Genomic DNA, 14773 nt, shown 5'->3' on the forward strand with positions numbered 1-14773 from the left:
CCTTCGACGCCCAGGCCGGCCGCACCACCGACCCGCTCGACCTCATCGGCGCGGGCGACCAGGGCATGATGTTCGGCTACGCGTCCAACGAGACGCCCACGCTCATGCCCATGCCTCATTATCTGTCCAGCCGTCTGGCCGAGCGCCTCGCCGCGGTGCGCCACGATGGCACGTTGCCGTACCTGCGCCCCGACGGCAAGACCCAGGTCACCGTGCGCTACGAGGGCGGCAAGCCCGTCGCCGTCGAGACCATCGTCATCTCCACGCAGCATGCGCCCGAGATCGAGGACATGTCCATCATCGAGGCCGATATGCGCGAGCACGTGATTGCGCCCGTCATGGAGGCCGCCGGAATCCCGTGGGAGGGCGCGGACCTCTATGTGAACCCCACCGGTCGCTTCGTGGTAGGCGGCCCCATGGGCGACACCGGCCTCACCGGCCGCAAGATCATCGTCGACACCTACGGCGGTATGGGCCGCCATGGCGGCGGCGCCTTCTCCGGCAAGGACTGCACCAAGGTGGACCGTTCCGCCGCGTACGCCGCTCGTTGGGTGGCCAAGAACGTGGTCGCCGCCGGCTTGGCCGAGCGTTGCGAGATCGAGCTCGCCTACGCCATCGGCGTGAGCTATCCGCTGTCCATCATGGTCGATACGTTCGGCACCGGACGCGTCGATGAGGCCACGATCACCGAGGCCGTCAAGCGCGTGTTCGACCTGCGCCCGGGCGCGATCATCCGCGACCTGGACCTGCGTCGTCCCATCTACGAGAAGACGGCTGCCTACGGTCACTTTGGCCGTGAGGACGCGGACTTCACCTGGGAGCGCACCGACCGTGTGGCTGAGCTCCGCGCCGCCTGCGGGCTGGCCGAGTAGCCAATTTCGCATGAGGGGCCAGGATTCGCTCTTTCCCGAACTGAATACGGTCGATCAGGGGGCGTCTGCGCGAGCGGGCGCCCTTTGCCCCCTGGGAGGGGCCGCGCCCGAGGGAGGTGGTGCACCGGTAGTGCCCGGGCCTGTTTTAGGCTATGTCTCCGTGGTGATCGATATCCCCGCTCGCGCGCTGTCCGAGCCCTTTGCGTATGGGGTGCCCGAGGCGCTGGACGAGGCCTGCCAGGTGGGCGCCACGGTTCTCGTTCCGTTTGGTCGGCGCGTCGAGGCGGGGTACGTTGTCGCGCGCTCCGAGTCGCTGGGAAAGCTCCCTGGTGCGGAGGGTCTCGAGCCATTCCGCATCAAGCCTGTTCGCGAGGTCGTTGCCGCCCCGGCGTTCTATGCCGCCTCTGCCGAGCTCGCGTTTTGGATGAGCCGCGAATATGTGGCGCCGCTTTCCGAGTGCCTGCGCCTGTTGCTGCCCCCGGGCGGTGCCGGCAAGGTCGTGCGGCGGGAAGATGGCTCGTATGCGTATGAACCGCCTACCGTCACGTCCGTTACCGTGCGTTGGGTGAGCCTCACCGAGGAGGGGCGGTCGTTCGAACCCGCCGAGCGCGCGGTGCGCCAGCGCCAGCTCATCGATGCGCTTTCCTGTGGTCCGGTCACCACGCGCGAACTCAATCTCATGAACGGCGACCTGTCCGCCACGATCCGCTCGCTCGAGAAGCGCGGCGTGGTGACGGTGGAGGAGCGTCGCAGTTGGCGCGGATGCGAGGGCTCCACCACGCTTTCCTCCGCAAACGCATCCGCGCCCAAAGAGCTCACGGCTGGGCAGCAAAACGCCCTCGCCGCGATTGCACGGGCGACCGAGGCCGCGTCCGGTGATGTGGTCTTGGTCGACGGCGTGACCGGTTCGGGTAAGACCGAGGTGTATCTGGCCGCCATCGAGCGCGTTCTGGCACATGGTCGCTCGGCCTGTGTGCTCGTGCCCGAGATCTCGCTCACGGCGCAGACTGTGGGTCGATTCCGCTCACGTTTCGGCGACGCGGTGGCGGTGTTTCACTCGCGCCTTTCCGCGGGTGAGCGCCTCGACCAGTGGGATATGGTTCGTTCGGGTGCGGCCCGCGTGGTGGTGGGCGCGCGCTCGGCGCTCTTCTGCCCGCTTGCCGACCTCGGCCTCATCGTCATCGACGAGGAGCATGAGCAGAGCTACAAGCAGGGAAGCAGCCCGCGTTACCACGCGCGCGAGGTGGCTGCCAAGTTGGCGCAGCTCCATGGGTGCGCCTTGGTGCTGGGGTCCGCCACGCCGTCGGCCGAGGCGCTCGCCCGCTGTGAGACCGGTGGCCACGGCGGCGCCCGCTGGGCCCGGGTCGAGATGCCCGAGCGCCCCGGTACGGCGCGCCTTCCCGAGGTTATCGTGGCCGACCTGAGGCGCGAGTTCGCCTCCGGCAGCCGTTCGATTTTCTCGAAGCCCCTGCTCGATGCGCTCGACGAGGTCGTGGAGAGGCGCCAAAAGGCCGTGCTGCTCCATAACCGACGTGGGTTTGCGAGCTTCCTCATGTGCCGGGAGTGCGGGTGCGTTCCCACGTGCAAACACTGCTCCACGGCGCTCACCTACCATGAGCGCACCCACACGCTCGAGTGTCACACCTGCGGTTCCTCGTATCGCGTGCGGCCGTACCCCGAGTACGGCAGCGCTTGCCCCAAGTGTGGGAGTCGCTACCTCGCCAAAATGGGGCTGGGAACCCAGCAGGTTGAGGACGCCCTGCGAGCGCTGTTGCCCGAGGACGTGGCGGTGATTCGCATGGACGCCGATTCGACGCGCACCAAGGGCGCGCATCAAAAGCTGCTCGAGCAGTTCGACGCCGCCGAGTGCGCGGTTCTGCTCGGCACGCAGATGATCGCCAAGGGCCTTGATTTCCCCGAGGTGACGCTCGTGGGCGTGATCAACGCCGACTACGCCCTCAAGATGCCCGATTTTCGTGCGGGGGAGCGCGCGTTCGATCTGCTCGAACAGGTTGCCGGTCGCGCCGGTCGCGGAGAGGACCCGGGTCGCGTGATCATCCAGACGTACCTGCCCGATGAGCCGGTCATCCGCGCGGTCAAGACGCACGACCGCTCTGTGTTCACGGAGCACGACCTGGGCATGCGCCGTGAGGCCCTGTACCCGCCGTATGTGCGGCTCGCCAACGTGCTGGTGTGGGGCAAAGATGAGCGCGCGGCTCGAGGGTTGGTCATGCGCATCGCAGAGGAACTGCGTGTCGAGTTTGGCTTGGACGCGGCGCCCATGCTGCACCCGGTGGTCGAGATGGGGAGTGCCGGCGTTGAGTTTTCGTCTCGCGAGCTGCTGAGCCGCCCGCAGATTTTGGGCCCCACGCCGTGTGTGATCGAGCGGGCCAAGGACCGGTATCGTTTCCACATCATCGTCAAGGCACCGCTCGGCTGCGACCTGTCCGGGGCTCTCTCCGCGGCGGTCTCGCGCGCCGGCACGCGTCCCGGCGTGAGCATCGCCGTCGACGTCGACGCCTACGACCTCATGTAGCGTGTTCCAAATGGGGACAGGTACAAATTGAGACATTTCGAAACGCTGCTCGTCCACGGGGCGGACAGCTGGGCGCCGCTCGCAAACGGCAGAATGTCTCAATTTGTACCTGTCCCCATTTGCGCCATTCGCGCCTGCGGGGCCGGTGGAGATGCTTCGCGCGCACATATCGCCCATCACCTCGGCGGGCAATGCGGGTACTATAGAACACGGTGAATACGTGCGGGTTTGCGCCCGCGTACGAAAGGAAGACCATGGAGATCAACGGTATCGTGCTGTCGCCGGACCCGCGTCTGCGCCAGGAGTGCGCCGAGGTCGAGGAGATCAACTCCGACCTGCGTGCCCTCGTGGAGCGCATGAAGGTCCAGATGTTCGAGAACGGCGGCTGCGGCCTGGCCGCCCCGCAGGTGGGCGAGACCATCCAGCTCGCCATCGTGGACACCGAGTATACCTCCGAGAAGGATTACGACCCCTACGTCCTCATCAATCCGGTGATCGTGGAGCAGTCCGACAACCGCGTGCCTTACAACGAGGGCTGCCTGTCCATACCGGGCATTAATTGCGAGATCAGCCGTCCCGATCACGTGGTGGTCGAGGCCTATAACCTCGAGGGCGAGTGCATTCGCTACGAGGCCGCCGGCGACCTGTTCTGTGTGTGCCTTCAGCACGAGATCGATCACCTGCACGGCAAGACGATGTTCGAGCGCTTGCTCCCCAAGCAGCGCATGCATGCTATGAAGCAGTATCAAGAGGCGCTTGCTCGTGGCGCAAAGCCGGGCGAGACGGAGTAGCCATGCGCGTCGTCTTTATGGGTACGCCCGCCTTCGCCGTGCCTTCGCTTCGCAAGCTCGCTGCCGCCCACGATGTCGCCTTGGTGCTCACGCGTCCGGACGCCGTGCGCTCGCGCGGCAAGAAGCTCGAGCCGTCGCCGGTCAAGGAGGCCGCGCTCGGGCTTGGCTTGCCCGTGATGGAGGCCAATCGCATGACGCCCGAGGTGCTCGACGCTCTGCGCGCCGTCGAGGCCGAAATCTTCTGCGTCGCCGCCTACGGCTGCATCCTGCCCGATGAGGTACTCACCATGGCCCCTCACGGCTGCGTGAACGTTCACGCCTCGCTGCTTCCGCGTTGGCGCGGTGCGGCTCCCATCCAGCGTTCCATCCTGGAGGGTGATGCCGAGACCGGCGTGTCCATCATGCGTATCGGCCACGGCGTGGACACGGGTGCGTATTGCGCTCAGGCGAGCTGCCCGGTCCCGGGCAAGTCCGCTGATGAGTTGACGGCCGAGTTGGCCGAGCTCGGCGGCGAACTGCTGGTGAGCACGCTTCCCGCCATCGCGGACGGTTCGGCCGTCTGGACCGAGCAGGATGAGTCGCTCGTGACGCATGCCGCCAAGATCGCCAAGGCGGAACTGCGCCTCGATCCGGCTGCTGGGGCCCTGGAGAACATCCGCCGCGTTATGGCCTCCTCCAACGCGGCGCCCGCGCGCTGCGTGATCGCCGGCAAGCCCGTGCGCGTGATGCGCGCCGCAGCCGTCGATGCCGCCTCGCCCAGTGTGGCAGCCGGCTCGTTCACCGTGAAGGGCGGGCGTGTCTATATGGGTTGCGCCGATGGTTCGCTTGAACTCATCTCAATCAAGCCGGATGGTAAGCGCGAGATGGACGCCAAGTCCTGGGCCGCCGGCCAGCGTGAGGATGACGGGGCATGGGGTTGCCTTGAGTAAGACGGCCAAACTGTCTCCGGGGCGCCTTGTTGCCCTGCGCATTTTGATCGCCGCCCGCGAGTCGGGGCGCTATGCTCGCGAGCTCGCCGCCGACGCCTGCGCATCCGCTTCGCTCGACACGCGCGATGCCGCCTTTGCGCGTCGCCTCGCACTGGGTGTCACGGGTTGCAGCGGTTGCCTGGACGATTCTCTCAACAGCGTGCTCGACGATCCGCGCTCGCTTGCCGCCGACGTGCGCGATGCGCTGCGTATCGGTGCGTATGAGCTGCTCTACCTGGGGACTTCGCCGCAGGTCGCGGTGAGCCAGGGCGTGGAGCTCGCGCGCATGTGCGCTCATGGGGCCGCCGGCCTCGCCAATGCCGTGTTGCGTCGTGTCGCCGAGGGCGCCGAGGCCTTCCTTGCTGCCGAGGATGTTTCCGAGCAGCATCGCGCGATGGTGTCGTGTGCCCGTCGCGCCGGCCTGCCCACATGGCTCGTGCGTAGGATTGTCGACTCGCTGGGGGAGGGGCGCGCGCAAGCCATGTTTGCGTGTCAGCTCGAGCCTGCTCCCATCGCGGTGCAGGTCAATCCGTTGCGCTCCGAAGCGGTAGAAGATGCCCTCGCCGCCGATGGCGCTCGATCGTTGGAGCTTCCCGGTGCGTATACGGTCGACCGCGTGAGTGAGCTCGTGCGTTCGAATGCCTTTGCACATGCAGATGCCGTCGCCTCCGATTATCACGCGCAGCTCATTGCCGCCGCGGTTACGCGCGAGGGGTCCTGCCTCGAGATTGGCGCCGGTCGCGGCACCAAGACGTTCATGATGCTCGCCCATGCCGAACGCCGAAATCTTGATCACGAGCATGTTGCGCTCGACTTGTACGAGGGTAAATGCCAGGCGAATGCGCAGCGCATCGAGTGCTCGGGGCTGGGGGAGATCTTTACGGCCGCGGGTGATGCCACCGACTTGGACGCGTGTCTTGCCGCGTATGACGAGCAGCTGGGTCGAACCGCGCTGTTCGACACCGTGTTTGTGGATGCGCCGTGCTCGGGTACGGGCACCATGCGCCGCCATGGGGAGATCCCCTGGCGACTCACGCCTCAGGAGTGCGATCGCGACCTTCCCGAGCTTCAGCTTGAGTTACTGCGGGAGGCTGCGCGCCGCGTTGGCGCTGGCGGGCAGCTCATCTACGCGACGTGTTCGGTGCTGCGTGCCGAGAACAGCCAAGTGGTTACCCAGTTCCTCGGGTCGTCGGAAGGGGAGGGCTTTGCCCCCATGCCGCTGTCCGATGCCCTTGCCGCCGCTGGCCCCGCGTATTCGGGCGCTGTCGAGGACATCGCCGCACACGAGATTCCGATCGGGACCTTCCAGAGCTACCCGCACCAGGGCGGTTTCGACGGCCACTTCTGCGCCCGCTTCATCCGCGTCTAAGTCGCCACGTCTCAAATGGGGACAGGTACAAATTGAGACCTTTTGGGCTGAGGCTTCAAGCTCGATGCCCAATGTAAAACAGCCGGAGGCATTGCCCCCGGCTGATTTGTTGCAATTTGTACCTGTCCCCAAATGAGACAGTTTAGCCCTGGCAGCAGCTGCAGCTGCCGTTGGTCGCGCTGGTGCAGGAGCCGCCGCCGCGCTGATCGGTGTTGTAAAAGCCCGAGCCCTCGAACTTGATCCCGCTGGCGCTGAAGACCTTGTCGGCGGAGCCTCCGCAGGTGGGGCATAAGACCTTGGGGCGCTCGGTCATGCCGTGCTCAACCTCGAAGACGCTTCCGCACGACGTGCAGCGGTAATCATAACGTGCCATGGTGATGACATCCTTCCTTGCTGTTGTTCCCCGTCGCTAAGCAGGCACCGCGTGTCGTGTCCGATAGGGGAGATGCGCGGCGCCCGTTTGCGCTCGGGCGTATTCGTTCGCACGATGGTTACTGTACCCAAAAGAGTCTCGTGCGATGTGAGGGGTTTATGCTCTCGTACGTCCGGTCTCGGAAAGCACCCCTGCGATCTTGCGCTCGTAGTCGCAGATCAAGCCCTCATTGGCTTGCCAGCTCCAGTTGCCTTCGGCCACGCCGGGCACGTTCATGCGAGCATCGTCGCCAAGGCAGAGCAGGTCTTGCAGCTGCATCATGACGAGCGTCGCCGGGCTGTCAAGCGCATGGCGCATGATTTCGCCCGCCAGGTAACGCGCGCCCTGTTCGTCGCCATCGGAGCAGAACGACCGCTGGCAGAACCCGACGAGCGTCGAGGTGTCGTGCGTCGAGGTGTAGAGGACCTTCTCATTGTGCGGCCAGATTTGCTCACGGATGTCGTAGTCCGCGAACTCCAGAACGTCCATTCCGAAAAAACCGCAGCTTGCAAGCAGGGCGCGCACGCCGGGAGTGAGAATGCCCAGGTCCTCGGCGATAAGCGGCAGCGGTCCGAATTCCTCGAATGCACGCTGGAACAACTCGATGCCCGGTCCCGGCATCCAGGTGCCATCGGCTCCGGTACCTCCTGCGGGAATCGCAAAATAGTTATGGAAGCCCAGGAAGTGATCGAGACGCACGCGGTCGTACAGCTTGAACGAGCGGCGCAGGCGGGCAAGCCACCATACGTATCCGTCTGTGCGCATATGATCCCAGTTGTAGGTGGGATTGCCCCAAACCTGTCCGGTGGCCGAGAAACGATCCGGCGGGACTCCCGCGATCTCGTAGGGCATGCCGTCCTTGCCGAGTGAGAACATCTCGGGTTCGCTCCACGCGTCGGCTGAATCGTCCGAGACGTACATCGGGATGTCGCCGACGATCTCAATGCCCTTCTCGTGCGCGTAAGCGAGCATCTCGGTCCATTCGCGCTCAAAGCGGAACTGGACAAAGGCATGGTAGCGGGCGCGATCGGCGAAGCGTGCATCGGCGAAGATGTCGACGTGGTAGCGGCGCAGCTCGTCGGGCCAGCTATGTCGGCTGGTGCCGTTCATGGCGTCCTTGACGGCCATGAACGCGCAGTACGGGTCGAGCCAGCTCTCGTTCTCGCGAGCGAACTCGAAGAACTCTTGGCTGGTAAAGCCCCCTTCCGCCTTGAAGCGCTCGAAGGCTCGTTTGAGCTCGGTGCTCGTCTCCTCCAGCAGATTGGGGTTACCCGCGAAGGCGGACGGTCCGGCGTAGGGGGATCCAAAGGAGTCTGTGGGATTGACCGGCAAGACCTGCCAATAGCGCAGGCCGGTGGCAGCGAGATGATCGATAAAGCGGCGAGCGGGTGCGCCGAGGGTGCCCGCGCGACCTGCGTTGGAAAGTGAGGTGATGTGCGCGATGACGCCGGCGCCGCGCTCGAGCGGCTTTTGAAGGCGCTGCTCCTTACTGGAATACACCACGGCCGATCCGAGTGGCCATAGACGTACCTCCGCGCAGCCATCGGCCCCTCGCTTGAGATCGGTGCCCGAGACGAGATCGAGGGCAAAATCCCCCTCGATGGGAACGCGCACGGAGCGCGCATCGGACAGACTGTGATTGATGAGGACGCTTGCGACCTGGCCATCCGATCCGCGACGGCGGTAGCACAGCACATCGTCGTTGTACGCGAACGCATCGAGTGTCCCGTCAACGAGGAAGGGGAGTGCACGGCGCAACATGATGGTGTTGCGAACCATGTTGAGCATGTCGCGGTCATGCACGGCGTCGGGTGTGGGCAGCGTGCGGCGGTTTCCGGGATCGGAGAGGCCCTCGAGGGCGTATTCGTCGCCGTAATAGATGGAGGGGACGCCAGGAAGCGTCATCTGCATGAGCGTGGCGAGCCAGAAACGTCCCTTGGCCAGGCCCATCGAGTTCTCGTCGAGGCGGAAACGACCGCGCTCCTCCTCGGGCAGCTGGGACTCGTCGGGGCCGCCGCCGAGCACGGAGGCAATGCGCGGCTTGTCGTGGCTGCCGAGCAGGTTGAGGCAGCAGGCCAGCGCCTCGGGCGGGTAGTTTTCACGCAGCGTCTCGATGCGCTCGGCGCACTGGTAGGCGTTCTCCCCGTAAACGAGAAAACCCAGGATGGCATCGCGCAGCGGGTAGTTCATGGCAGAGTCGAGCTCGTCACCCAGCAGGTATTTGCGCAGCTTGCCGTAGGCGAGTTTGTTAGATGCATCCTCCCAGACCTCGCCGAGCAACAGGCCGTCGGGGCGTTCCTCAAGCACCGCTGCTTTGATGTCCGCGATAAGCTCATCCGAGAGCTCATCGGCCACGTCGAGACGCCAGCCGCGTGCACCGGCGCGCAGCCAGGTGCGGACCACGCCGTTTTCACCGAGTAGCAGTTCGCGTACACGATCGGACTTCTCGTTGAGGTCGGGCATGTTCTCGATGCCCCACCAGGAGCTGTATGTTCCGTCTTCGTTCCAGCAATACGCGTCATGCCAGGGAGAGTCCTCGCTCTGCCATGCGCCCTTGCCAGGGTAGTTCCCAAAGCGGTTGAAGTAGATGGAGTCGTCTCCCGTGTGGTTGAACACGCCGTCGAGGATGAGCGAGATGCCCAGCTCATCGGCGTCTTGGGCGAGGCGACGGAAGTCCTCCTCGGTTCCGAGCATGGGGTCGATCGTGAGGTAGTCGGCCGTGTCGTAGCGGTGATTACTCTGCGCTTCGAAGATGGGGTTGAGGTAGATCGTCGTGACGCCCATGGCGTGCAGGCGGGGGAGGTCCTGGCGGATTCCCTCGAGCGATCCGCCGTAGAAGTCCCAGCTCTTGATGGATTTGTCCTCGTTGCGCTCGTATACCGGCGGTTTGTCCCAGTCCATCACCAGGTGCTTGCCAGGGCCCTTGCGGGGCTTGTCGACGACGGCCTGGGCGCGCTCGAGCCAGTGCTCGTCGCGCGCGTAACGATCGGGGAAAATCTGGTATACGATGCCGCGCTCGTACCAAGCGGGACGGGTTTTGCGGTGCTTATACACGGTGATTTGGAACGAGGGGACGTCTGCGCGGTCGGTATAGGTGACCGACTCTCCGCCCGTGGCGCCATCGCGCGCGCCGACCTTGAGCATCGACCCATCGGTGCATGTCACGCGGAAGCTGTACCATAAGATGCACGGTTCGGAGCAGTCGATGGACGCTACCAGGGTGTTGGATTCACCGAGGGTCATTGGGATGAGCTCTTCGCCGCGATCGTCGACCCATGTGCGAACTTCACCTTTGAGGAATCTGGCATCGGCGTCTTCGACACGCAATGTGAGATGAACGGTGGTTCCGGCAACAACAGCGCCAAACGGCACGCGATATTCCGATCGGCGGGAATTATGAAAAAGCCTCATGAGACAGCTAACTAAACGAACGGATAATGCCTGTTCATTATACAGGTTGCAGTGGGTTGGTTCACTTCCGGCGGTCGGGTGTCCTTTGGGGATTCGAGGCGCCTGTACATGAAAATGGCCGAGGGCATATCGCCCTCGGCCCGTATAGCGCGGCTGGATGTGCGCGCGTCTCTTATTTGCGCTTGCCCCTGTGGGTTGCCTTGGGAACGACCTTGGTCGTCGGGGTGGCGGGCTTGGGCTCGGCCGCGGGAGTTGCGGCGGCTGCGGGCGCCGAGGTCGCGGTCTTGGCGGCCGTGGTGGTTGCCTTTGTGGTGGCAGTCTTGGGGGCCGTGGCCTTGGCGGTCGTCGTCTTGCGCGCCGTCGTCTTGCGTGTGGCGGGCTTCTTCACGGGCGTCGCTGCGGGCTCTTTAACGGGAGCGACCTCGGGTTCGGCTGGCTTTGCTTCCTTGGTGGGCTTTACCTCTTCGGTCGGGGCGGCTTCGGTCTCGGGTTGCGGCAGAGGGATGTCGGGGCGCAGGTTGTGATACATCGACATGTAGACGTCGGCCGAACGAGTCCAGCTGAAGTCTGCGGCCATGGCGTTGTCCACGAGCTTGTTGAATGCGTCGCGATCATCCCAGAACAGGCGCGTGGCGCGGAAGACGGTGTCGGCCATCTCGTCGCCGTTGAAGTTTGCGAACGAGAAGCCGGTGCCCTCGCCTGTGAACTGGTTGTACGGTGCGACAGTGTCCTTCAGGCCGCCGGTTTCGCGCACGATGGGCAGGGTGCCGTAGCGCATGGCGATCATCTGCGACAGGCCGCAGGGCTCGAACAAGGACGGCATGAGGAACAGATCGGCGCCCGCGTACATGCGCTGGGACAGCGCGGGGTCGAACTGGATGCGCGCGGCCATGGTTCCGGGGTACTTGCCCTCGAAGTAGCGCAGCGCGTTCTCATAGTCGGTATCGCCGGTGCCGAGCACGGCCACCTGGACACCGCTGGAAAGGATCCGGTCGAGCGCGTACGTGACCAGGTCCATGCCCTTCTGGCGGGTGAGTCGCGTGACCATGACCATGAGGGGGCGGTCATCGCGGACCTCCAGACCGAGCTCCTCTTGCAGGCGGGCCTTGCAAACGGCCTTGCCGGAACGGTCGCTGGCGGTGAACTGCGCGGGGATGCGCTGGTCGGTGGCGGGGTCGAAGCCCACGGTATCGATGCCGTTGACGATGCCCTGCAGAATCGGTGCGCGGCGGCGCAGAATCCCATCGAGGCCCTCACCGAACTCGCTCGTCTTGATCTCCTCGGCGTACGTGGGGGAGACGGTCGTGATGGCGTCGGTGTAGTTGAGGGCGCCCTGCATGTAGTTGACGGCGTCGGGACCGCAGGTGAGCTGGAAGGCAGCTGCGGGAATATGCGCCAGGCCCAGAATGTCGTTCAGCACCTTGGAGCTGTACTGACCCTGGAACGCGATGTTGTGGATGGAGAACACCGTCTTAATATTCTGGTAGAACGGCGAGGCCTGGTAGAACTCGCGCAGGAACACGGGGGCCATGGCGGTGTGCCAGTCGTTGCAGTGCAGGACGTCGCATGTAAACCCGTGCAGAACCCCGGGCAGGTACTGGAGGGTCTCGACGATGGCCTTGGAGAAGAAGGCGAAGCGCTCCCCGTCGTCGAAGAACCCGTACGGATAGCCACGGCTGAAGTAACGCTCGTTGTCGATGAACAGGTAGTCGACGCCGCGGTGGTTGAGGCGCTCGATACCGCAGTACTCATTGCGCCAGCCGAGCGGGACATAGAAGTCGCACAGGTGCTCCATGCGGTCCTTGTACTCCTGGGCGATGGTGTCGTACTTCGGAACGAGCACGACGACCTCGGCGCCCGCGGCTTTGAGGGCCTGGGGCAGGGAGCCCGCCACGTCGCCGAGGCCGCCGGTCTTCACGAAGGGCGCGGCTTCGGCGCTGGCAAATGCGACATGGAGTTTCTGCTGGGGGGATTCGGTCATATGGATGCCAATCTCTTGATGCGCGCGTTGCTTCGCGGCGTCGAGTTCAGTGATTCCGTGCGGATACGCCGCCTGAGTCGTGTGCTCGAGGCGGCGTATTTATCATATGCGCGCCTGGTGTGCCAGGGCGCGTCGGCTGCGCGTGCGGCCCTAATTCTCGATCGCGACCTTGGGCACCACGAGCACGTTGTCGGGCGTACCGGTGAGGACGGTCCCGGCTTCCACGACGTTGTTCTTGTCCACGATGGCGTTCTCGACGCGCGCGCCGCGCTTGATGACACAACCCTGCATGATGATGGAGTTGGCCACGTAGGCGCCGCTCTCGACGATGACGTCGCGCGAGAGGGTGGAGCCGCGCACGGTGCCGTCGATGCGGCAGCCTGCGGAGATGAACGAGTTGGTGGCGTTGGAGCCGGAGCTGTACTTCGCGGGCGGCGTGTCGTGAGCCTTGGTCATGATCGGGCGGCTGTGCGTGAACAGCTGGTGCATGACGTCGGGGTTGAGCATTTCCATGCTCCGCTGGTAATAGCTCTCCTCGTTGAACATGCCGACGGCGAGGCCCTTGAACTCGTAGGTGCACACGTCGATGCGACCGAAGTCGGGGCGGATGGCGTCGAACAGGTCGAGGTAGTCGAGCGTCTCGTACTGCTCGCAAAGCTCGAGGAGCAGGTCGCGGTTGATGATGAAGCAGTCGAGGAACTGGTTATCGCCGTAGGCGCAGCCGCTCTTAAGGTCGGTGACGCGGCCGTTCTCGTTGATGTCGAGCTTGGTGACGTCCTCGAGCTGGCGGTCGGCCTTTTTGTAGATCATCGTCACGCCGGAGCCGCTGCGCTCGTGCGCATCGATGACGGCGGAGAGGTCCATGTTGAAGACGATGTTGGTCGCGCTCATGACCACGTAGGGCTCGCTGGCGCGCTGGAACAGTATCTTGTTGGTGTTGATGTCGCGCAGCAGGAAGCGGATGCCCTTTTTGGCGGTGCCGTAAGCGCTGCCCTGGAGTAGGAACAGACCGCCCTTCTTGCGATCGAGCTCCCACTCGCGTCCGCTGCCGAGGTGGTCGACGAGCGAGCGGTAATTGCCCGGAAGCACCACGCCGACGGTGCGGATGCCCGCGTTCATCATGTTGGACAGCGGGAAGTCGATGAGGCGGTAGCGGCCCATGAACGGGATGGAAGCGAGCGGACGGCATTCAAGCAGGTGGCTGTGCTCTTTGCTCGTGTAGTTGGCAGTGATGTAGCCGATGGCCTTGCGGTTGATCATCGGATCATTCCCCCTTCCCGATGACGACGTCGTTTCCAACGACGGCGGTATCCTTGGTCATATCGACGCTTCCGAGCTTGACGCCCTCTTCCACGACGGCGTTCTCACCCAGGATGGCGCGCACGACGTGCGCCCCGTCCTTCACGATGGCTCCCGGCAGCAGCACGGAATCCTCGACGATGGCGCGCTCGCCCACCACGCAGTCTGTGGAGAGAATCGAGTGGCGCGCAGTGCCGTAGACGCGGCAGCCGTTGGAGACGAGGCAGTCGTCAACGCGACCCTCGGGCCCGATGAAGTGGGGAGGACGGGTCGAGTCGTTGCTCATGACCGGGAAGGACTTGTCGAACAGGTCGAACTCGGGGTTGTCGCCGAGCAGGTCCATCGAGGTCTCGTGGAAGCTCGCGATGGTGCCGACGTCCTTCCAGAAACCATGGAACTCGTACGTGTGCAGGCGCTTTCCCTCGGCGAGCAGCTTGGGGATGATGTCGTTGCCAAAGTCGTGGCTGGAGCGCTGGTCAACGGCATCCTCCTCGAGTGCCCTCACGAGCACGTCGGTGGAGAAGATGTAGATGCCCATGGAGGCGAGGTTCGAATCGGGCTTCTCCGGCTTCTCGGTGAACTTCACGATGCGACCGTCTTCGGGGTCGGCGGTGATGATGCCGAAGCGGCTGGCCTCCTCCCACGGTACGGGCATGACCGAGACGGTGAGGTCGGCGTTGTGTTGGATGTGGCTCTCGAGCATCTTGCGGTAGTCCATGCGATACAGGTGGTCGCCGGACAGGATGAGCACGTACTTGGGGTCGTGGTTCTTGATGTAATTGAGGTTCTGCGTGATCGCGTCGGCGGTGCCGGCATACCATGCGCCGCCGTCCTGCGTGGTGTAGGGCGGCAGGATGGAAACGCCGCTGCCGTGCTCGGCGAGGTCCCACGCGCGGCCAGAGCCGATGTACTCATGGAGCTGGTACGGACGGTACTGGGTCAGCACGCCCACGGTGTCGATGCCGGAGTTTGCGCAGTTCGACAGCGAGAAGTCGATGATGCGGAACTTGCCGCCGAAGCTGACGGCCGGTTTTGCGATCTTAGAGGTGAGGGCCATCAGTCGGCTGCCTTGGCCTCCCGCGAGGAGCATCGCGATGCATTCTTTGCTTGCCATCAATCTCTCCCTTTATCCGT

Annotated in this window: 10 protein-coding genes; 5 read left to right on the forward strand and 5 right to left on the reverse strand. The window is 64.4% G+C overall.

Annotated elements, in window-relative coordinates; genetic code table 11:
* The 5 genes from metK to Q5Q88_RS02870 form a co-directional block, all read left to right on the forward strand.
* A partial coding sequence (metK, locus tag Q5Q88_RS02850; RefSeq protein WP_302741723.1) for a methionine adenosyltransferase occupies window positions 1-872 on the forward strand: 872 nt, incomplete at its 5' end.
* Window positions 873-882: 10 nt separating this feature from the next.
* Entirely contained in the window at window positions 883-3408 is a 2526-nt protein-coding gene (priA, locus tag Q5Q88_RS02855; RefSeq protein ID WP_302741825.1) for a primosomal protein N', read from the forward strand.
* Window positions 3409-3662: 254 nt separating this feature from the next.
* On the forward strand, window positions 3663-4199 hold the full coding sequence (gene def / locus Q5Q88_RS02860; RefSeq protein ID WP_302741724.1) for a peptide deformylase: 537 nt from the start codon (window positions 3663-3665) through the stop codon (window positions 4197-4199).
* 2 nt (window positions 4200-4201) lie between these two features.
* Complete coding sequence (gene fmt, locus Q5Q88_RS02865) at window positions 4202-5128, forward strand: methionyl-tRNA formyltransferase (RefSeq protein ID WP_302741725.1); 927 nt, start codon at window positions 4202-4204, stop codon at window positions 5126-5128.
* Complete coding sequence (locus Q5Q88_RS02870; protein ID WP_302741726.1) at window positions 5121-6536, forward strand: RsmB/NOP family class I SAM-dependent RNA methyltransferase; 1416 nt, start codon at window positions 5121-5123, stop codon at window positions 6534-6536. Before fmt ends, Q5Q88_RS02870 begins: the two co-directional genes overlap by 8 nt.
* Before the next feature lie 142 nt (window positions 6537-6678).
* On the opposite strand, the gene Q5Q88_RS02875 is transcribed toward Q5Q88_RS02870, so the two are convergent.
* The 5 genes from Q5Q88_RS02875 to Q5Q88_RS02895 form a co-directional block, all read right to left on the reverse strand.
* Entirely contained in the window at window positions 6679-6909 is a 231-nt protein-coding gene (locus Q5Q88_RS02875; RefSeq protein ID WP_302741727.1) for an FmdB family zinc ribbon protein, read from the reverse strand.
* 156 nt (window positions 6910-7065) lie between these two features.
* The gene (locus tag Q5Q88_RS02880) at window positions 7066-10359 is read right to left on the reverse strand and encodes a 4-alpha-glucanotransferase (protein ID WP_302741728.1); all 3294 of its coding nucleotides are present in this window, start codon (window positions 10357-10359) and stop codon (window positions 7066-7068) included.
* A gap of 172 nt (window positions 10360-10531) precedes the next feature.
* Window positions 10532-12340 carry a glycogen synthase GlgA gene (glgA, locus tag Q5Q88_RS02885; RefSeq protein WP_302741729.1) on the reverse strand — a complete coding sequence of 603 codons (1809 nt, stop codon included), beginning with the start codon at window positions 12338-12340 and terminating at the stop codon, window positions 10532-10534.
* Window positions 12341-12490: 150 nt separating this feature from the next.
* Window positions 12491-13600: a glucose-1-phosphate adenylyltransferase subunit GlgD gene (gene glgD / locus Q5Q88_RS02890; RefSeq protein ID WP_152063054.1), complete on the reverse strand. Its 1110-nt coding sequence runs from the start codon at window positions 13598-13600 to the stop codon at window positions 12491-12493.
* Between the two features lie 4 nt (window positions 13601-13604).
* Window positions 13605-14753 carry a glucose-1-phosphate adenylyltransferase gene (locus Q5Q88_RS02895; protein WP_302741730.1) on the reverse strand — a complete coding sequence of 383 codons (1149 nt, stop codon included), beginning with the start codon at window positions 14751-14753 and terminating at the stop codon, window positions 13605-13607.
* Window positions 14754-14773: the final 20 nt, after the last annotated feature.

This window comes from uncultured Collinsella sp. (assembly GCF_959026545.1).
Lineage (GTDB): Bacteria > Actinomycetota > Coriobacteriia > Coriobacteriales > Coriobacteriaceae > Collinsella.